This window comes from Sinorhizobium meliloti (assembly GCF_017876815.1).
GTDB classification, from domain to species: domain Bacteria; phylum Pseudomonadota; class Alphaproteobacteria; order Rhizobiales; family Rhizobiaceae; genus Sinorhizobium; species Sinorhizobium meliloti.
The window spans coordinates 389,884-409,378 of sequence record NZ_JAGIOS010000001.1 but is presented as its reverse complement, the minus strand read 5'-3'; the positions used below and the strand labels follow the sequence as shown (position 1 = coordinate 409,378).

Below are 19,495 nucleotides of genomic sequence, written 5' to 3'. Positions count from 1 at the left end.
GTGCCACCCGATGCGTCAAAGAATTCGGGCATGTGCGGCCGGCGGACCTTTTCAAAAGGCGGAAAACGCCTTAAAGAACCGGCCACATGACCCGGTTCCATCGAGTGATCATCGATCAGCGAATTATTGGCCCGGCTTTCCGCGCGCTCTAGTCTGCGCCGGAAGGTCCGGGATTTCGGCGTTTCAACGCCCCCATTCATCTTCGAGATTACCGAACCCTTCCGCCTGCGTGACTGCCCCGCGCGGAAAAGACGAATGCGAAAACCATGACCGAGACCGCTGAAAAGATCGACTATTCTTCCACTCTCTACCTGCCGCAAACGGACTTTCCGATGCGGGCCGGCCTGCCGCAGAAGGAGCCGGAGACCGTCGCCCGCTGGCAGAAGATGGAGCTTTACAAAAAGCTCCGCGCGTCCGCTGCCGGACGCGAGAAGTTCGTCCTGCACGACGGCCCGCCCTATGCCAACGGCAACATCCATATCGGCCACGCGCTGAACAAGATCCTCAAGGATGTGATCAACCGCTCGTTCCAGATGCGCGGTTTCGACGCCAATTACGTGCCGGGCTGGGACTGCCACGGTCTTCCGATCGAATGGAAGATCGAGGAGAAGTACCGGGAGAAAGGCAAGAACAAGGACGAGGTACCGGTCAACGAGTTCCGTAAGGAATGCCGTGAATTCGCCAGCGGCTGGATCGGGATCCAGACCGAGGAGTTCAAGCGCCTCGGCATCGAGGGCGACTTCGAAAACCCCTACACCACGATGAACTTCCACGCGGAAGCGCGCATCGCCGGCGAGCTGATGAAGATCGCCAGATCCGGTCAGCTCTATCGCGGCTCGAAGCCGGTCATGTGGTCCGTCGTCGAGCGGACTGCACTTGCCGAGGCCGAGGTCGAATATGCCGACGTCGAAAGCGACATGATCTGGGTGAAGTTCCCGGTGACCGAGGGGCCCGAAGCGCTTGCCGGCGCCTTTGTCGTCATCTGGACGACAACCCCCTGGACGATCCCCGGCAACCGCGCGATCGCCTATTCGTCGCGATACGCCTATGGGCTCTATGAGGTCGCGACCGCCGAGAACGACTACGGCCCGCAGCCGGGCGAGAAGCTGATCTTCGCCAAGCGGCTCGCGGACGAGTCGGCGGCCAAGGCGAAGGTCACGTTCAATTTCGTGCGCGATATCGAAGCGGGCGAACTGGCGGCGATCACCTGCGCCCATCCGCTCCATGGCCTGGGCGGAGGCTACGCTTTCAGCGTGCCGCTCCTCGATGGCGAGCACGTCACCGACGATGCCGGCACCGGCTTCGTCCACACGGCGCCGAGCCATGGTCGCGAAGACTTCGAGGCCTGGATGGACAATGTCCGTCTCCTCGAGGAACGCGGCATCTCGTCCACCATCCCGTTCCCGGTCGACGATGCCGGCTATTTCACCGCCGACGCCCCCGGTTTCGGTCCGGATGCGGAAGGCGGCGCCGGCCGCGTCATCGACGACAAGGGCAAGAAGGGTGACGCCAATGAGCGCGTCATCAAGGCTCTGATCGGCCGCCACGCGCTCTTCGCGCGCGGCCGGTTGAAGCATTCCTATCCGCATTCCTGGCGGTCGAAGAAGCCGGTCATCTTCCGCAACACGCCGCAATGGTTCGTCACCATGGACAAGGATTTCGGCGACGGCACGACGCTGCGATCGCGCGCGTTGAACGCGATCGACGAAACCCGTTTCGTGCCCGGCGCCGGCCAGAACCGTCTCCGGGCGATGATCGAGCAGCGCCCCGACTGGGTGCTTTCGCGCCAGCGCGCCTGGGGTGTGCCGATCGCGATCTTCGCCGACGATGAGGGCGAAATCCTCGTGGACGACGAGGTCAATGCCCGCATCCTCGTAGCCTTCGAGAAGGAAGGAGCGGACGCGTGGTTCGCAGAAGGCGCGAAAGAGCGCTTCCTCGGCAACGACCACGATCATGCCCGCTGGCACCAGGTCACGGACATCCTGGACGTATGGTTCGATTCCGGGTCGACCCACACCTTCACGCTCGAGGACCGTCCGGACCTGAAATGGCCGGCCGACGTCTATCTCGAAGGGTCCGACCAGCACCGCGGCTGGTTCCATTCCTCGCTGCTCGAAAGCTGCGCGACGCGCGGCCGCGCCCCCTACAACGCCGTCATCACCCATGGCTTCACCATGGATGAGAAGGGCGAGAAGATGTCGAAGTCGAAGGGCAATACCGTCACGCCCCAGGAGGTGATGAAGGATGCCGGCGCCGACATCCTGCGCCTCTGGGTCATGACGACGGACTATTGGGAAGACCAGCGCCTCGGCAAGACCATCATCCAGACGAACATCGACGCATACCGCAAGCTGCGCAACACGATCCGCTGGATGCTCGGCACGCTCGCCCACGACAAGGGCGAGGTCGTAGCGCTTTCCGACATGCCGGAGCTCGAACGGCTGATGCTGCATCGCCTTGCCGAACTCGACCGGCTGGTGCGCGAAGGTTACGACGCCTTCGACTTCAAGAGGATTGCCCGGGCGCTCATCGATTTCTCGAATGTCGAACTCTCGGCTTTCTATTTCGATATCCGCAAGGATGCGCTTTACTGCGACGCACCTTCGTCGCTGCGCCGCCGCGCGGCCCTGCAGGTCATCCGTACCCTTTTCGATTGCCTGGTGACTTGGCTTGCACCCATGCTGCCCTTCACCGCGGAGGAGGCCTGGCTTTCGCGCAACCCGCAAGCCGTCTCCGTGCATCTCGAACAGTTCCCAACGGTCCCGGCGGAATGGCGCAACGACGCGCTCGCCGAGAAATGGCGGAAGATCCGCGAAGTCCGCAAGGTGGTGACCGGCGCGCTCGAGATCGAGCGCAAGGAAAAGCGCATCGGCTCTTCGCTGGAGGCGGCGCCGGCCGTCCATGTCGCCGATCCGGATCTGCTCCAGGCGCTCAACGGCCAGGACTTCGCCGAGATCTGCATCACCTCGGCAATCGAAGTCGACGGCGGCGATGGCCCGGAGGATGCGTTCAGGCTGCCGGACGTCGCCAAAGTCAGCGTCGTACCGAAACTCGCCGAGGGCCGCAAATGCGCCCGCTCCTGGCGAATCACCACCGATGTCGGCTCCGATCCGCTCTATCCGGACGTCTCCGCGCGCGACGCGGCTGCCCTGCGGGAGCTCGGCTTCAAGCCGTAATCGATCGGTTTACCGGGTGAATTGCACTCAGGCTCTTCATCCGGTAAAACCTGCCCGAAATTTGGCGGATTTTTCCGCCATGGGGCGCTGAATGGCCGCATCATGCGAGACGCGGCCGGCTGGAAGGAATCTCATGGGAATGACGCGAGAGTTGCGATTGGCCGCCGGCATTGCCGCCATCCTGGCGGGAGGCCTGGTGCTTTCCGGCTGCATCGGCGGCCCGACCTATGGCACGGACAAGACGGCTGGCGAGCATTTGCTCGACGATCTCGGCAGCGCGGTCAGCCTCGCTCCCGCGAAGAAGGATCCGGTCAAGTATCAGCCGCGCCCCGGTTTGGTGCTGCCGCCGCAACAGCAGCAGACCGCTCTTGTCGAGCCGCAGCAGTCGCTTGCAAGCCGCGAGGCCAACCCGGCCTGGGTCGAGTCTCCCGAAGAGACGCGCGCGCGTCTGCGCGACGAGGCGGACGCCAACAAGAACGATCCCAACTACGTCTCGCCGCTGGCAAAAGCGAATGCCAACGGCCGCCGCCTTTCCGCCAAGGAGCAGCAGGAGGCCTATCGCCAGGCGCGTAAGATCGAGCAGGGCGCCTACTCGGACAAGCGCCGCTTCCTGAGCGACCCGCCGCTCGAATACCGTCGACTGCCGGAGGGCTCCGAAGTCGATCTCGGGGAACCGGAGAAGGACAAGGAGCGCCGCCGCAAGAAGGAGGCGCAGATCAAGAACTCCGGAAGCAAGTGGTACTGGCCGTTTTAGAGCGGAATGAGAAAGTGCGCGCGGTTCCGCTCGCATCCAAGTTTTGGAATTGGTCCTAAGCCATGGCTATCAGCATTCGCGATGCCGTTCCCGGTGACGCTGCGACGATCCTCCGTTTCATTACGGAACTCGCAACTTATGAAAAGGCGCCGCACGAGGTCGAGGCGACCGTCGAGCGCGTGCACGAGTCGCTCTTCGGAGCCGATGCCGTCGCGCGCGCCGTGATCTGCGAAGCGGACGGCAAGCCCGCGGGCTTTGCCATCTGGTTCTACAGCTATTCCACCTGGCAGGCGCGCAAGGGGCTTTATCTGGAGGATCTTTACGTCTCGCCGGAGTTTAGGGGCTCGGGCGCCGGCAAGGCGCTCCTGAAGCACCTGGCGCGGACGGCAGTCGCGGAAGGCTGCGGCCGCTTCGAATGGAGCGTGCTTGACTGGAACGAGCCCGCCATCCGCGTCTATGAGGCCGTCGGGGCGGAGCCCATGTCGGAATGGACGCGTTACCGGCTCGCCGGCAAGGGGCTGGAAGCGTTCGCAGCGGACTGACACTTCACGCGCTCCCCGGGGAAAACGCTACCCCGAAGTGCTTTTAACGCCGGCCGGCGAAGAATTCGCGCAGAATGTCGGCGGCCTCCCGCTCGGCAAGACCGGAATAGACATCCGGCACGTGGTGGCAGGTGGGAGAAGCATAGAACCTGACGCCGTTGTCGACCGCGCCGCCTTTCGGATCCTCCGCGCCATAATAGAGGCGGCGGATGCGAGCGAAGGAGATCGCGGCCGCACACATGGTGCAGGGCTCGAGAGTGACATAGAGGTCGGCTCCCGAAAGACGCTCGTCGCCGACGGCCGCCGCGGCGTGGCGGATGGCCTCGATCTCCGCATGGGCGGTGATGTCGTTGAGTTCGCGGGTGCGGTTTCCTGCAGCGGCGATCATCTTGCCGTCGAGCACGACGACGGCGCCGATCGGCACTTCGCCGCGTGCCGCCGCTTTTCGGGCCTCCTGAAGGGCCGCCTGCATGAAGCGCGCCGTTTCTGCCATTGTTCGTTCGACAATTTCCTCTTAACCCACGGCCTACGACCTGATAGGACAGCCGCAAAAGGCAGGCAACACAAATGACATCCAAAGACAAGCCCACGAGGCCCGGCGGCAAGGCCAAGGGTCGCGACAAGAAACCTCATTCCGGCAGCGAGAAGCCAGCGGCACGGGCAGCCGGCAGTGGTCCGGCGGCGCCCGCCGGTGCGGACGAGCCGCAGCGCATTTCGAAGATCCTGTCACGCGCAGGCGTCGCATCGCGTCGCGACGTCGAGAGGATGATCATGGAAGGGCGGGTGAGCCTTAATGGCGTCGTGCTCGACACGCCGGTCGTCAATGCGACGCTCGCCGACAGGATCGAGGTCGACGGCCATCCGATCCGCGGCATCGAACGGACGCGTCTCTGGCTCTATCACAAGCCGGGCGGCCTCGTGACGACCAATGCCGATCCGGAAGGCCGTCCGACGGTCTTCGAGAACCTGCCCGAAGAACTGCCGCGCGTTCTGTCGGTCGGTCGCCTCGACATCAATACCGAGGGCCTGCTGCTCCTGACGAACGACGGCGGGCTTGCGCGCGTGCTCGAGCTGCCGTCGACCGGCTGGCTGCGCCGCTACCGCGTGCGGGCGCACGGGGAAATCGATCAGGAGGCGCTCGACCGTCTGAAGGAAGGCATCGCGGTAGACGGCGTCCTTTACGGAGCGATCGAGGCGACGCTGGATCGGGTGCAAGGTTCGAACGTCTGGATCACCATGGGCCTGCGGGAAGGCAAGAACCGTGAGATCAAGAATGTCCTCGGCGCGCTCGGCCTCGACGTCAACCGGCTGATCCGCATCTCCTACGGTCCGTTCCAGCTCGGCGAGCTGCCGATCGGCCAGGTTCAGGAAATACGCGGCCGCACGCTGCGCGAACAGCTAGGGCCACGGCTGATAGCCGACTCCAAGGCGAATTTCGACGCGCCGATCTATAACGACCAGCCGGCTGCTGCCGAGCCCGAAGCGGAGCCCGCCGATCACGGCAAGGCGGAATGGGGCAGCAAGCGCGAGAAGGCCGAGGACAAGCGCGAGCGTGCTCTTGCCCGCCTCGATACCCGCCGCGACGATGGTCGCCCGAGCGAACGCGGCCGCAGCCGCGGGAAGCCGGAGGAGCGTCCGGCGCGCCCGCCAGTCCGGCGTAACCGCTCTTCCAACGTCTGGATGGCGCCGGGTGCGCGTCCGACCGTCGAGAAAAAGCCGAAGGCAGCGGAGGACGACCTGTCGCCGAAGGGGGCGCGGCGCGCGCCTGCGGAAGGTAAACGCCGCGACCGCCCGAAGGACGCTGCGGCGAAAGCGGGCGGTTTCGATGCGGAACGCCAGGGCAAGGCGGGTAAATCCGCCGGTCGCAAGGACGCCGCGGGCGCCGGCGGCTTCGAGAGGCGTCGCCCGCTCGAAAGCGCGGAGCGGAAATCCCGCGACCATGGCGACCGTCCGCCGCGCCGGCCCAATGGCGAGCGAGCGGTCCGCCCGGCCGACGACCGCACCTCGTCCGAAGGACGCAAGGAGAGCGCTCGGCCGCCGCGTGGCGACGGCAAGAAGAGCTTTGCCGGCGACCGGCCACGCGCGAGTGCCGGCGGAAAACCGGTTGCTGCAAAGCCGGCTTCGGGAAAGCCGGCCGCCCATCGTTCGTCCGGCCCGCGTGCCGGAAAGCCCGCCGGCAGCAGACCCGCTGAAGGCAAGCCCGGCGGTCGTCCGGGTGGCGGCAAGCCCGGCAATCGTCCGGGCGGCGGTAAGCCGCCGGGCAAGGGGCCGCAGGGCAGGGGGAAGTAGGCGGCCGTGCGCATCGTCGGTGGAGAATTCCGCGGCCGCACGCTGGCCGCGCCGAAATCGGACGATATCCGCCCGACCACGGACCGCGCGCGCGAGAGCCTGTTCAACATCCTGAGCCACGCCTATCCGGAGGCGCTTGACGGAACGCGCGTTCTCGATCTTTTCGCGGGCACGGGGGCCATCGGGCTCGAGGCGCTATCGCGCGGTTGCCGGCAGGTTCTCTTCGTCGAGCAAGGGGTCGAGGGACGCGGGCTGCTGCGCATCAATATCGAGGCGCTCGGCCTTCAGGGCCGGGCCAAGATCTTTCGCCGCGACGCGACAGATCTCGGGCCGGTCGGGACGATGGAGCCGTTTCATCTGGTGTTCGCAGATCCGCCCTATGGCAAGGGCCTCGGCGAACGCGCTCTGAGCGCGGCCGCCCGCGGCGGTTGGCTCGTTCCGGGTGCCCTTGCAATCCTGGAGGAGCGCGCGGACGTCCGGCCGCAGTTTTCCGAAAGTTTCGAATCGGTCGATGAACGCGCCTTCGGCGACACGCTGATGCATTTTTTGCGCTTCCGAGGCGTCTGAGATCGGCGCAAAGTCGGCCGGAGCGGCTCAGATTCCGCGTGATCTCGGCCTGCCCGTCGTGCAGGATGGCCGATGACGGAGGTGGCGATGGAGCAGAACCTATCCACGATACGCAAAGCCGCGGGTAGCGAGGGAGAGCCGACCATCGCGCTTGCGCTCGGCGGAGGCGGTGCGCGGGGACTTGCCCACATCCATGTCATCGAGGCGCTCGATGAGATGGGGCTCCGCCCCGCAGTCGTGGCCGGTTCGTCGATCGGCGCCCTCATGGGCGCGGGCGTGGCCGCTGGCATGAGCGGGAAGGAAATCCGCGAACACGTGCTTTCGACCGTCGGCCGGCGTGGGGAGGTGCTCAACCGCCTATGGCGACTGAGGCCGACCAGTCTTGCCGAGGCTGTGGCGAGCGGTTTCCGCGTCGGCCAGTTCAATATAGAGCGCGTGCTGAAGGCCTTCCTGCCCGAGGCGGTGCCTCTCCGCTTCTCCGATCTGGCACTCCCCCTTAAAATCATCGTCACGGACTATTACGGGCAGACGGAGCGGGTATGCGAAAGCGGCGACCTCTACAAGGCGCTCGCTGCCTCCTGCGCCCTGCCGGCGGTCTTCATGCCGGTGAAGATCGACGGCCGCGTGATGATCGACGGCGGCATCTATAATCCGATCCCCTTCGATCACCTGCGCGGACTGGCAGATATCGTCGTCGCCGTCGATGTCGTCGGCGGGCCGGACGGTGACGGCGAGACGATCCCGAGCCGTATCGACAGCCTGTTCGGCGCGACCCAGTTGATGATGCAGTCGATCATCACCATGAAGATGCAGGCCGGCGCACCGGATATTCTCCTGCGTCCCGATGTCGGACGGTTCCGCGTGCTCGATTTCCTGCGCGCCCAGGAACTGCTTGCCGCCACCAGCGGGACCAAGGACGAGGTGAAGCGCGCGCTGGCAGAGCGCATCGATCGGTGGAGGAAAGGGATATAAGGCCGGGCACGAGCTTCCACAGCTGCCCCTCATCCGCCTGCCGGCACCTTCTCCCCGCAGGCGGGGCGAAGGGACTCGCAGCACTGCCTTCGCCACGATGACCGTCGTCGTATCATCAGGCACGTCCTCTCTTTCCGTCAGAACGGGGAGAGGGCTAGGGTGAGGGGCCAATGAACTGTTGGCCGGCGGTGATGCCCTCCGCTTCCTGCGGGACCAGCTGCGCGAGCGTTATGCCGCCGGGATATCGGTTTGCGAGAAATCGCTTCCCTTGAAGAGAAGCGGTTCATTTGTCAGAAAGGCCAGGGCATAGGAAAAACAATCACCGAAATTCAAACCGGCCGGATGACGGCCTTTGCCGAAACGGCGCCAGGCACGGCGGGCCTGGTCCATATGCTCGGCGGTTACCGCAACAATCTCCACGTTTGCCTTGTAAAGCCAAAGATCAAGTTCCGCTCCGGCAGCTTCGCCTAACCGGGTTTCGATTACCATGGCCGCTTCCAGAGCGGTTGCCGCGGAGATGAGCCGAACCGGGTCGTCCGCGATTTTTTCGCGGAAACTTCCGGCCTCCTGTTCATTGAAGGCAATCGCGGCAATGGCGGATGTGTCGATGACCATTATGAGGGGAGTCCATCCTCGTCATAACCGATAATGTCATCGGAGCTGCGACTGTCGAGGACGGGCATGGCATTCCAGCGGCGTTGAATGGCTTCCAGATCCTCCAGAAGAGCCGCGCGCCGGGCAGCGGTGTCGGTTCGGCGCAATCGTTCTTCGAGGGCACGCTTGGTGGCAAGCGTGATGGATTCCCCTGTCCGCCGGGCAAGTGTGCGGGCAAGCTGCTCGGTTTCAGTGTCCTTGATGCTCAGCGCCATCAGATGCTTCCTGGTTCCTGTCGATCTATATTCTACCAGAATGGCGCATTGATATCCAGAACGCACGTCCATATGCGGCAGCAGGGCCGGTCAATGGGTGGTGACGCGGACTTCCTGGGGGTCATGTCGGCCCTGAAATCACTCCGCCTTTTCCAGCGTCTCGTCGGCAAGATCCGCCAGAGCGTCGTCAGGCTGCGTGACTTCACGCTTCGGCTTTACCAGCGGTTCCGGCCGGACGGGCCTTGAATGCAGCATGTCGCGGCCGGCGGTGATGCCCTCCGCTTCCTGGAGCACCAGCCTTGCCTCGTCGCGGCGGCGGATATCGTCCATGATGCCAATGGCTTCATCGCCGTTCACGCCGAGCGCCTCGAGCGTCTTGCGGCCGAAAAGCAGACCCGACTCGAACGTCTCGCGCAGTTCGTAGTCGACCCCCCGCGCGCGCAGTTCCAGCGTGTGCAGGCGGTCGTAGGAGCGCGCGAAGATGCGGGCATTCGGGTATTCGGCATGGACGAGATCGATGATCTTGTCCGTGACCTCCTTTTTCTGCGTGCACACTGCGACGATCTTCGCCTTCTCTATCCCGGCGGCCCTCAGGACGTCGAGGCGTGTTCCGTCGCCGAAATAGATGCGGAAGCCGAATGTGGCCGCCTGACGCACGCGCGCCGCGGAATGGTCGATGATCGTTACGTCGCGGCCGCCGGCGAGCAGGATCTGCGAAGCGATCTGGGCGAAGCGGGAAAAACCGATCATCAGCACGTCGGCGCCGGCGCCGGCACCCTCGAAATCCTCTTCGATTTCCTCGGCCAGTTCGTCCTGCTTATGCATCAGCCGCCTGGAGAGCATCGCTGCCACCGGCGTCAACGCCATGGAGAGCGTGACGATGGCGACGAGCAGCGAGGAGGTGGCTTGCGAGAAGACGCCGGCCGCAGCGGCTGCGGTAAAGAGCACGAAGCCGAATTCGCCCCCCTGCGGCAGAAGCAGGCCGATGCGGACGGCGTCGTTATGGCGTGAGCCGGTCGCCCGGCACAGCCCATAAAGGACCAGACTCTTCACCAGCATCAGCACGGGCACCGCGATGATGATGCTCAGCAGGTTCTCCGCCACCACCTGGAGCTCGAGCGACAGGCCGACCGCCATGAAGAAAAGCGCCTGGAGGATACCGCGGAAAGGCTCGATGTCGGCCTCCAGCTCGTGACGATAGGACGATTCCGCCAGCAATACGCCGGCAAGGAAGGCGCCCATCGCCATGGAAAGGCCGGCGAGCTGCATCATGGTCGCCGCGCCCATGACGACGAGAAGCGCGGCTGCGATCATGACGTCGCGCGCTCCCGTGCGCGCGATCACCTGGAAGAGCGGATTGAGGAGATAACGACCGGCGGCGAAAAGCGCGGCCACGGCGGCGATCGCGATCGCGAAATCCTCGAGCGGCGTGGTCGTGTCCTCCGGCGCTTGCGCCGCCATCAGCGGAATGATGGCAAGCAGAGGCACGATCGCCAGGTCCTGGAGCAGGAGAATGGAGAAGGCGCGTTGGCCGTAGCGCGTGTTGGTATCGTTGTTTTCCTCCAGGATCTGCATGGCGAAGGCCGTGGAAGAAAGCGCCAGGCCGAACCCGGCGACGATGCTGCCGGCGCCTTCGAGAAGACCGCTGAACGCGATCAGGAACGAAAGAACGGCGCCGGTGATCACGACCTGCGCCGTACCGAGACCGAAAATGTCGCGCCGCATCTGCCACAGCCGCGACGGTTTCAGCTCGAGGCCGATGATGAACAGCAGGAAGACGACGCCAAGTTCCGAGACATGCAGGATCTCTTCACCTTCCGTGATTTGCTGGGCGACGGGACCGATCAGGATGCCGGCGGCGAGATAGCCGAGGATGGTGCCGAGCCCGAGACGCTTGAACAGCGGCGCTGCGACCACGGCGCCGGCAAGCAGCATGAGCGCCTGCGAATAGATTATCGTTGTCGTTTCCATGCTCGGTGCTTCCGCTATAACGGCCGGGGAGCCCGTGGGAGAGGGCTTGTTCGGCCGGATATCATTTTGCTGCTGGGGCGGGAATCACGATGATGCCCTTGATGCATGCTTCAGTGCACAATAAATGGGACAGGAATGAAAGGCCAAAATCATGTCTGAGACGATCGATTCCGCCGTCCTCGAGCAACGCGCCGCCGAGCTTGTCGATCAGGCCCGCCGCGCCGGCGCGGATGCCGCAGATGCCGTGGTGGTGCGTGGCCGCTCCCGTTCCGTTTCGGTGCGGCTCGGCAAGGTGGAGGCGACGGAAGCTTCCGAGAGCGACGATTTCTCGCTCAGGGTCTTTGTCGGGCGGCGCGTTGCCAGCGTCTCCGCCAATCCGGGCTTCGATTTGAAGGTCCTGGCAGAGCGTGCGGTGGCGATGGCCAAGGCGTCGCCGGAGGATCCTTACGCATCGCTCGCCGACCCCGATCGCCTGGCGAAGTCCTATCCGGATCTCGAACTTTTCGACAGTCGCGACGTATCGACCGAAGCACTCACGGAGACGGCGCTCGCCGCCGAAGGGGCCGCGCTTTCGGTCGCCGGAGTCACCAATTCCAGCGGGGCCGGCGCATCGGCCGGCATGGGCGGGCTCGTGCTCGTCACGTCTCATGGTTTTTCCGGCTCCTATATGGCCACCCGTTTCGGCTGCTCCGTCAGCGCGATCGCGGGCGAAGGCACCAAGATGGAGCGCGACTATGACTTCGACAGCCGCCTCTATTTCGATGAGCTCCGCACTGCCGAGGATATCGGCCGCGTCGCCGGCGAACGGGCGGCGGCCCGCGTCAATCCCCGCCGCGTCGCGACGCAGAAGAACGTGACGGTGGTTTTCGATCCGCGCGTCGCACGCGGCTTCGCCGGTCATCTGGCGGGAGCCATCAACGGCGCGTCGGTTGCCCGCAAGACGAGCTTCCTGCGCGACATGATGGGCAAGCAGATCATGAAATCGGGCATTGCCGTTACCGACGATCCGTTGATCGTCCGCGGCGCCTCCTCGCGTCCTTTCGACGGGGAGGGGGTCAGCGGCTCGAAACTGTCGATGGTCGAGGATGGCGTGCTGCGCCATTGGTTCCTGTCCACGTCCGCAGCCAGGGAGCTCGGCCTCGAAACCAACGGGCGCGGCGTTCGCGGCGGGCCGGCGGTCAGCCCGGCTTCGACCAATCTCGCCCTCGACCCCGGCTCCATCTCGCGCGATGACCTGATCCGCGGCGTCGGCACCGGCTTCTATGTCACCGAGCTCATCGGCCAGGGTGTCAACATGGTGACGGGCGAGTATAGTCGCGGCGCCTCCGGCTTCTGGATCGAAAACGGCGAAATCCTCTATCCCGTTTCCGAGGTCACGATCGCCTCCAACCTCAAGCAGATGTTCATGGCGCTGACGCCGGCCGACGACATCGACAGGAAGTTCGGCATCGCCGCGCCGACGCTTGCGGTCGAAGGGATGACCATCGCCGGAACATGAATGTGGGCGGCGCGTTGCACTACTGCATGTTTCCTTTAATCGTATCCGATTAAAGGACAAAAACATGCAGCAGATCAAAGTGCTACAGCGCCGCGTGTAAGGATTTGCATGTCAGAAACAGCCCTTTCGATCCTCCCGGCCTGGGACGAGGACCTCGAACTCATTCTTACTGCTGCAGTCGCGGCGGGCGACACTGCGCTCGGCTATTTCCGCAAGACGCTGGACGTCCGCTGGAAAAATGAGGGCCGTTCCCCGGTGAGCGAGGCCGACCTCGCCGCCAACGACATCCTCAAGGGGCGGCTGCTCGGTGCACGGCCGGACTATGGCTGGCTTTCGGAGGAGACCGACGACGACGAAAGCCGCCTCGTCCGCGAGACCGTCTTTGTCGTCGATCCCATCGACGGCACCCGGGCCTTCATCGCCGGCAAGGATCTCTGGTGCGTCAGCGTCGCCATCGTCCACCGTGGCCAGCCTGTGGCCGGCGTTCTCTATGCGCCCTCCCTCAACGAGATATTCCAGGCGACCCGCGATGGCGAAGCGCGGAAGAACGGCAAGGCGATTGCCGTGCGGGAGGCGGAATCCGGCGCGGTGCTGAAGGTGGCGGCGGCCGAGGATGTCATGGGCAGGCTGGCATTACCCTATCGCAACACGATGATGCGCGTCTCGCACGTACCGTCGCTCGCCTATCGTCTTGCGATGATCGCGGATGGCCGCATCGACGGTACGATCGTCAAGCGGAATTCGCACGATTGGGATTTAGCGGCCGCCGACCTCATCCTTTCGCGCGCCGGCGGGGCGCTTTGCGGTCTCGATGGCGAGCCCCTGTCCTACAACCGCCCGACTGTCACCCACGGCGTTCTGGGGGCCGCCTCGGGAACCGCGCTGCCGGCATTGCTCGCCGCCTCCAGGCCGCTTGAGCCCCATTGACCTTTAGGGGCGAATGCCGCAAACCACCCCAACACCAATAAGAACACAGATGGAACTTCGATGGCTCACGACTCCGAGAAAAAACAACGGCTGCACCTCGTCTTCGGCGGCGAACTGGCGACGCTAACCGGCGTGCAGTTTCGCGACCTCGAAAATCTGGATATCGTCGGCATCTTCCCGGACTACGAGAGCGCGCATGTCGCCTGGAAAGCCAAGGCCCAGATGACCGTCGACAATGCGCATATGCGCTACTTCATCGTCCACATGCATCGCCTGCTCGATCCGGAAGCGAAGTAATGCCGTCGGCGTCGGACGCGGCGGAGGGCAAGCGTTCATGAGCAGCCTGCGCGCAAGGCTGGCACTTTCCGGCTATCGCTGGCTCGGAACGGCCGTCTATCCCTTCTTCTGGTCCTATCTTGCGCTCCGCGCGGCGAAGGGCAAGGAGGACCCGGCACGCCGGCGCGAACGCTATGGCTATGCCAGTGCGCCGCGTCCCCAGGGCCCTCTCGTCTGGTTTCACGCCGCCAGTGTCGGAGAGACGAATGCAGTCACTCCGCTGATCAAGGAGATCCGCCGCCGCGGCATCGCCGTGGTGCTGACCACCGGTACGACGACCTCGGCGCGGGTCGCCGCAGAGCGATTGGGCTCGGCCGTCGTGCACCAGTATGTGCCGCTCGATTTCAAGCCGGCGGTGAGCCGTTTCCTGGAATATTGGCAGCCGGATCTGGCGATCATCGCAGAATCGGAAATCTGGCCGATGACGATCATCGAGCTCGGCCGGCGCCATATTCCGCAGGTTCTGGTCAATGGCCGCCTTTCCGACCGCACCTTCGCCCGATGGAGGCGCCGGCCGTCGCTTGCCGATGCTCTCTTCGAAAATCTCGCGCTCGTCATCGCTCAATCCGATGTCGACGCGGAGCGTTTCCGCACGCTCGGTGCGCTCCCGGTCACCGTCTCCGGCAACCTCAAGGTGGACAACGAGGCGCCGCCGCACGATCCCCGGGACCTGCGCGAATACCGCCAGCAGATCGGTGCGCGAAAGACCTGGGCTGCGATCTCGACCTTCGAGGGTGAGGAGAATGCGGCCGGGACGGTCCACCAGGCGCTGAAGGAGAGAACCGGGCTGCTGACGATCATCGTTCCTCGCCATCCGGAGCGTTGCGACGCGATCGAGGCTGCCCTGGTCGCGAAGGGGTTGAAGGTCGCGCGCCGCACGCGCGGCGATCCGGTCACACCTGAAGTCGACATTCTACTCGGGGATACGATCGGCGAGATGGGGCTCTATCTGAGGCTGACGGAAGTCGCTTTCGTCGGACGTTCGCTATTCGCCGAGGGCGGCCAGAACCCGCTCGAGCCGGCAATGCTCGGCTGCGCGGTGCTTTCCGGCGGAAACGTTCAGAATTTCCGCGAGACCTACCAGATGCTCGCCAAGAACGGCAGCGCCAAGATCGTGCGCGATACGGAGATGCTCGCCAAGGGCGTCAACTACCTGCTCGCCAACGACGACATGCGTCGCTCGATGATCAATGCCGGACTCGAAACCGTGCAACAGATGCGGGGCGCGCTGACGGCGACGATGAAGGGGCTCGATCCTTACATCAACCCGCTGGTGGTGAAGGCGCGGCTGGAGCCGCGCCCTGAAGCCTGAAAACCGAAGCCTGAAGCCTCGATTCTGGAAGGGATCATGCCCGCAACGAAACCGATCGCCGGCATATTGTTCGACAAGGACGGCACCCTTCTCGATTATGTGAAGAGCTGGGTGCCGGTGAATTACGAGCTGGCGCGGATCGCCGCCAAGGGCAACGAGAGCCTCGCGCGTGTCCTCCTTCAGGCGGGCGGGATGGATCCGGACAGCGGACATGTCGTTCCCGACAGCCTGCTTGCGGCCGGCAATACGGTGGAGATTGCCACCGGCATGGTCGGCGCCGGCGCGCCGTTTACCGTGGAAGAATTGACGGCGGTGTTCGACGGGCTCTTTGCACAATCCGCGCATTATGCCGTGCCCGTGACCGATCTCGCGTCCTTTTTTGCCGGATTGCACGCGAAAGGTTACCGGCTCGGCGTCGCCTCGAGCGACAACGAGCGGTCGATCCGGGAGACCGCCAAGCGCTTCGGCTTCGAGGACTACCTGCATTACGTCGCCGGCTACGACAGCGGCTTTGGGACAAAGCCGGAGCCCGGCATGGTGCTCGGGTTTTGTGCCGCAACGGGGCTTGCACCCGACCAAGTGGCCGTGGTCGGCGACAACAATCACGACATGCATATGGGCCGCAGTGCCGGCGTCGGCATGACGGTTGCCGTCTTGACCGGCACGGGATCGCGCCAGTCGCTTGCCGCGGCTTGCGACCACTGCCTCGCCGATATTACCGAGCTGGAAGCGGTGCTCACCAACTGATCGGCTTGCCTTTTTCTCCGTTCTGACGTTCTTTGTCGCCGGTCACACCGCTCACGGCCGATGCCGGCGGCGGAAAGTTCTGGATTTGCCCTTCCTGCCCACGAGGTGCCAGGAGCGGCCGCACGGATATTTACGAGTAAAGATGGTTTCAGAAGCGCCCCCGTTCTGGTGGACCAAGGCCGACTGGCGCGCCTACGCTCTTTGGCCCTTTTCCTGGGTGTACGGCCGGATCGCCGGGATGCGCATGGACCGGGCGCGGCGGGCGACCTCCGCCGTACCGCTGATCTGCATCGGCAACTTCACCGTCGGCGGAGCCGGAAAGACGCCGACGGCGATCGCGATTGCGCGGGCCGCCAGGGCACGCGGCCTGAAGCCCGCTTTCCTGAGCCGCGGTTATGGCGGGTCGCTGGACGTCACGACCGTGGTCGACCCCGAGCACCATCGCGCGCGCGATGTCGGCGACGAGCCGCTGCTGCTTGCCCGCGAGGCGCTGACCGTGATCTGCCGCCGCAGAGTGGATGGCGCACGCAAGCTTGCCGCGGAAGGCGCTGACATCATCATCATGGATGACGGATTCCAGAGTGCCCGGCTCGTCTTCGATTTCGCCCTTCTCGTGGTCGATTCCGGCCGCGGTATCGGCAACGGCCATCTCGTGCCTTCCGGCCCCGTTCGGGCGCCGATCGGCAATCAGCTGCGCCATGCCAACGCTCTGCTGAAACTCGGCCACGGTTCCGCCGCCGATCCTCTCGTCCGCCGGGCGGCTCGGGCCGGCAAGCCCGTCTATGTGGCCGAAACGGTGCGCACGGATGCAGGGTCGCTCGACGGCGTCAAGGTCCTTGCCTGGGCCGGAATTGCCGATCCGGAGAAGTTCTTCAAGACCGTTCGCGAGACCGGCGCGGTCATCGAAGAGACCCGGAGCTTCCCGGATCACCATCATTTCTCCGAGGACGAGATTGCCGACCTAATCGACCGCGCCGCAAGCCGGGGCTACACGCTGGTGACCACGGCCAAGGACATGGTCCGTCTGGAGCCCGGCCACGGGCGGGCAGGGGAACTGGCGGCAAAGAGCCGCGTGATCGAGATCGAAGTGCGCTTCGACGATCCGGCAGCGCCGGGAAAGATCATCGACGCGGCACTTGCCTCCGCCCGTGCCCGCCGATTGCGCGAGCGTAAGGCGGGCTAATGCTGGTTACGGAGGGCATCGTGCTGGGAAGGCAAAGTTGCAGATATGGTCGCCGACGGGGATGAAGCTTCCGGTGTTCATTACGGCAAGCGGGCGAGGGGCTGACAGAAGAGTGAAGTGCTCTATGGCTGCTGACCCGGCAAAACGCCGGCGCGTCGGTCAGCCTCGAGCGAGGCGGCAGCATCGACGTAAGCTTCCTGGCGGGCGACACTCCAGTAACGCAGTTCATCGACCGGGACGGGCTTGCCCGTAACGGCACAGATCACGTGCGAGCCGGCAAGTACGACTTGGAAGTCTCCGTCGAGATAGCGGATCTTCGCCTCCCGGGAGGAGCTTCCTTCAAAACGGTTCATCATGCCTGAACGGGCCTCGTCTTCTCGTGAACGTCCTGATCTATCGTGGCGCTCTGCAAAAAACCAGCGGTTTCGGAATATGGTTCCGGCAGGTTCTCAACTCCGGCCGAAAAGCCGCTCGATGTCGGCGAGCTTGAGTTCGATATAGGTCGGCCGGCCGTGATTGCATTGCCCGGAGCCGGGCGTCGCCTCCATCTGGCGAAGCAGGGCGTTCATCTCCTCGGTGCGCAGGCGGCGGCCGGAGCGCACGGAGCCGTGGCAGGCCATGGTGGCGGCCAGATATTCGAGCCGCCCTGCAAGTCCACTGGCCGTGTCCCATTCCGCAAGCTCGTCGGCAAGCTGCCGCACCAGTCCGGCGGCGTCCATCTCGCCGAGCATTGCCGGCGTTTCGCGGACGGCGACCGCCGCCGGGCCGAAGCGCTCGATGGCCAGCCCGAGCCGCGTGAACTCCTCGGCATGCGCCATCAGCCGGTCGCAATCGTCTTCCGGCAGGCCGACGATCTCCGGAATGAGCAGCGCCTGCGCGGGCACCGGGCGGGCGTGGAGCGCCGTTCGCATCGTCTCGAAGACGAGCCGCTCATGGGCGGCGTGCTGGTCGACGATGACGAGGCCGTCGTCGGTCTGGGCGACGATATAGTTTTCGTGAAGCTGGGCGCGGGCGGCGCCAAGCGGGAAGGAGGCCGCCTGTCCATCGGTCGCCCGCGTCGCCTCGACGGCGGCGGCAGCGCTGCGCGCAGACGGCTGGGCGAAATCAGAGAAGGCCGCCTGTGGTGCTTCTGCAAAACCGCGCGCGGCCTCTTCGAAGCGCAGCGGCCGATGGGGCGAGGCGGCTGCACTCCAGGGTTCCTGCGGCCTTTGCTGGCCTGCCCGGTGGAACTCGGGGCGGAAGGCGCGCATCAATCCATGCGCCCCGGTCGTCGCCGCCCGGTCTCCCTCACGCGTCAACGCCTCGCGGATGGCGCCGATGATCAAGCCGCGGATCAGTCCGGGATCGCGGAAGCGCACGTCCGATTTTGCCGGATGGACGTTGACGTCAACTAGAGCCGGATCGAGCGTGATCGACAGAACCGCGATCGGGTAGCGCCCCTGCGGGATGGTCTCGGCATAGGCGGCGCGGAGAGCGGACATGATCAGCTTGTCCTGGACCGGGCGGCCGTTGACGAAGGCATATTGCTGAAGCGAATTGCCGCGGTTGAAGGTCGGGACACCGGCAAAGCCCGTCAGCCGTGCACCCTCGCGCTCGGCGTCGATCTCGATGGCATTGTCGCGGAAGTCGCGGCCGAGCACTTGCGCCATCCGTGCCAGCCGGTCGTCGCCTGTTGCGGGGAATTCGAGCGTCGTGCGATCGGAGCCGGAAAGCACGAAACGCACTCTCGGAAAGGCGATCGCCATACGCCGGACGACTTCAGAGATCGCAGCCGCCTCGGCCTTTTCCGACTTCATGAATTTCAGCCGCGCCGGGGTCGCGAAGAAGAGGTCGCGCACCTCGACCACGGTGCCTACGATAGCGGCCGACGGGCGTGCGGGTTCGCTCCTGCCGCCGGTGACCGTGATCGCCGCGCCTTCCCGGGCCTCCGCCGTCCTCGTGGTGATCGACAGGCGCGCCACCGATCCGATCGAAGGCAGGGCTTCGCCGCGGAAGCCGAGCGTCCGGATGTCGGCGAGGCTGTCATTGAGCTTGGAGGTGCAATGTCGGCGGATCGCCAGTTCGAGATCGGCCGGCGACATGCCGATGCCGTTGTCGGTGACCCTGAGGAGCGTCTTGCCGCCACCGGCGGTCGCGATCTCGATCCTGGTCGCGCCCGCATCGAGCGCGTTCTCGATCAATTCCTTCGCGGCGCTCGCCGGTCGTTCGATGACTTCGCCGGCGGCGATCTGGTTGATGAGCGTTTCGGAAAGTTGCTTGATGGCCATGTCCTATTTTCCAGGATTCGGAGAGGGAGGGAAAGCCCCGCGCTCACACTTCTCCATAGCTGTCGGCCGGTACCTGCAAAAAGCA

General features: G+C 64.8%; 18 protein-coding genes. 12 read left to right on the top strand and 6 right to left on the bottom strand.

The window, feature by feature from the left end; all coding sequences use genetic code 11:
- The first annotated feature begins 266 nt into the window (after positions 1–266).
- The 3 genes from ileS to JOH52_RS01950 all read left to right on the top strand — a co-directional run bounded on the left by ileS (position 267) and on the right by JOH52_RS01950 (position 4,472).
- The gene (ileS, locus tag JOH52_RS01960) at positions 267–3,176 is read left to right on the top strand and encodes an isoleucine--tRNA ligase (RefSeq protein WP_010968828.1); all 2,910 of its coding nucleotides are present in this window, start codon (positions 267–269) and stop codon (positions 3,174–3,176) included.
- A gap of 133 nt (positions 3,177–3,309) precedes the next feature.
- Positions 3,310–3,930: a hypothetical protein gene (locus tag JOH52_RS01955; protein ID WP_013844080.1), complete on the top strand. Its 621-nt coding sequence runs from the start codon at positions 3,310–3,312 to the stop codon at positions 3,928–3,930.
- A 62-nt stretch (positions 3,931–3,992) separates the two neighbouring features.
- Positions 3,993–4,472 (top strand): GNAT family N-acetyltransferase, encoded by a 480-nt coding sequence (locus JOH52_RS01950; RefSeq protein ID WP_003537307.1) that lies wholly within the window; start codon positions 3,993–3,995, stop codon positions 4,470–4,472.
- Between the two features lie 43 nt (positions 4,473–4,515).
- Here JOH52_RS01950 and JOH52_RS01945 read toward each other — a convergent pair whose 3' ends face one another.
- A complete protein-coding gene (locus JOH52_RS01945; protein WP_003537305.1) occupies positions 4,516–4,965 on the bottom strand; it encodes a nucleoside deaminase in 450 nt (149 codons plus the stop codon).
- Between the two features lie 74 nt (positions 4,966–5,039).
- Between JOH52_RS01945 and JOH52_RS01940 the strand changes: the two genes are divergently transcribed.
- The 3 genes from JOH52_RS01940 (at position 5,040) to JOH52_RS01930 (ending at position 8,300) form a co-directional block, all read left to right on the top strand.
- Complete coding sequence (locus JOH52_RS01940; protein WP_010968830.1) at positions 5,040–6,761, top strand: pseudouridine synthase; 1,722 nt, start codon at positions 5,040–5,042, stop codon at positions 6,759–6,761.
- A 6-nt stretch (positions 6,762–6,767) separates the two neighbouring features.
- Complete coding sequence (gene rsmD / locus JOH52_RS01935; protein ID WP_010968831.1) at positions 6,768–7,328, top strand: 16S rRNA (guanine(966)-N(2))-methyltransferase RsmD; 561 nt, start codon at positions 6,768–6,770, stop codon at positions 7,326–7,328.
- Positions 7,329–7,400: 72 nt separating this feature from the next.
- The gene (locus JOH52_RS01930) at positions 7,401–8,300 is read left to right on the top strand and encodes a patatin-like phospholipase family protein (protein WP_010968832.1); all 900 of its coding nucleotides are present in this window, start codon (positions 7,401–7,403) and stop codon (positions 8,298–8,300) included.
- Between the two features lie 228 nt (positions 8,301–8,528).
- On the opposite strand, the gene JOH52_RS01925 is transcribed toward JOH52_RS01930, so the two are convergent.
- The 3 genes from JOH52_RS01925 to JOH52_RS01915 form a co-directional block, all read right to left on the bottom strand.
- Positions 8,529–8,915, bottom strand: coding sequence for a type II toxin-antitoxin system VapC family toxin (locus JOH52_RS01925; RefSeq protein WP_003533691.1), 387 nt, complete (start codon positions 8,913–8,915; stop codon positions 8,529–8,531).
- On the bottom strand, positions 8,915–9,169 hold the full coding sequence (locus JOH52_RS01920; RefSeq protein WP_003533689.1) for a type II toxin-antitoxin system VapB family antitoxin: 255 nt from the start codon (positions 9,167–9,169) through the stop codon (positions 8,915–8,917). Before JOH52_RS01920 ends, JOH52_RS01925 begins: the two co-directional genes overlap by 1 nt.
- 138 nt (positions 9,170–9,307) lie before the next feature.
- A complete protein-coding gene (locus tag JOH52_RS01915) occupies positions 9,308–11,140 on the bottom strand; it encodes a monovalent cation:proton antiporter-2 (CPA2) family protein (protein ID WP_010968833.1) in 1,833 nt (610 codons plus the stop codon).
- Between the two features lie 151 nt (positions 11,141–11,291).
- Between JOH52_RS01915 and JOH52_RS01910 the strand changes: the two genes are divergently transcribed.
- The 6 genes from JOH52_RS01910 to lpxK all read left to right on the top strand — a co-directional run bounded on the left by JOH52_RS01910 (position 11,292) and on the right by lpxK (position 17,143).
- On the top strand, positions 11,292–12,638 hold the full coding sequence (locus JOH52_RS01910; protein WP_014529073.1) for a TldD/PmbA family protein: 1,347 nt from the start codon (positions 11,292–11,294) through the stop codon (positions 12,636–12,638).
- Positions 12,639–12,746: 108 nt separating this feature from the next.
- Positions 12,747–13,565, top strand: a complete 819-nt coding sequence (locus tag JOH52_RS01905) for a 3'(2'),5'-bisphosphate nucleotidase CysQ (protein WP_010968835.1) — start codon at positions 12,747–12,749, stop codon at positions 13,563–13,565.
- Positions 13,566–13,625: 60 nt separating this feature from the next.
- The gene (locus tag JOH52_RS01900; RefSeq protein ID WP_003533684.1) at positions 13,626–13,862 is read left to right on the top strand and encodes a DUF4170 domain-containing protein; all 237 of its coding nucleotides are present in this window, start codon (positions 13,626–13,628) and stop codon (positions 13,860–13,862) included.
- 37 nt (positions 13,863–13,899) lie between these two features.
- Complete coding sequence (gene waaA, locus JOH52_RS01895; protein WP_013844084.1) at positions 13,900–15,213, top strand: lipid IV(A) 3-deoxy-D-manno-octulosonic acid transferase; 1,314 nt, start codon at positions 13,900–13,902, stop codon at positions 15,211–15,213.
- Between the two features lie 36 nt (positions 15,214–15,249).
- The gene (locus JOH52_RS01890; protein WP_010968837.1) at positions 15,250–15,960 is read left to right on the top strand and encodes an HAD family hydrolase; all 711 of its coding nucleotides are present in this window, start codon (positions 15,250–15,252) and stop codon (positions 15,958–15,960) included.
- A gap of 142 nt (positions 15,961–16,102) precedes the next feature.
- Complete coding sequence (gene lpxK / locus JOH52_RS01885; protein WP_010968838.1) at positions 16,103–17,143, top strand: tetraacyldisaccharide 4'-kinase; 1,041 nt, start codon at positions 16,103–16,105, stop codon at positions 17,141–17,143.
- Between the two features lie 122 nt (positions 17,144–17,265).
- Here the strand turns inward: lpxK and JOH52_RS01880 are convergent, their stop codons facing one another.
- Entirely contained in the window at positions 17,266–17,499 is a 234-nt protein-coding gene (locus JOH52_RS01880; RefSeq protein WP_010968840.1) for a DUF2093 domain-containing protein, read from the bottom strand.
- Between the two features lie 93 nt (positions 17,500–17,592).
- Complete coding sequence (mutL, locus tag JOH52_RS01875; protein WP_010968841.1) at positions 17,593–19,410, bottom strand: DNA mismatch repair endonuclease MutL; 1,818 nt, start codon at positions 19,408–19,410, stop codon at positions 17,593–17,595.
- Between the last annotated feature and the right edge of the window lie 85 nt (positions 19,411–19,495).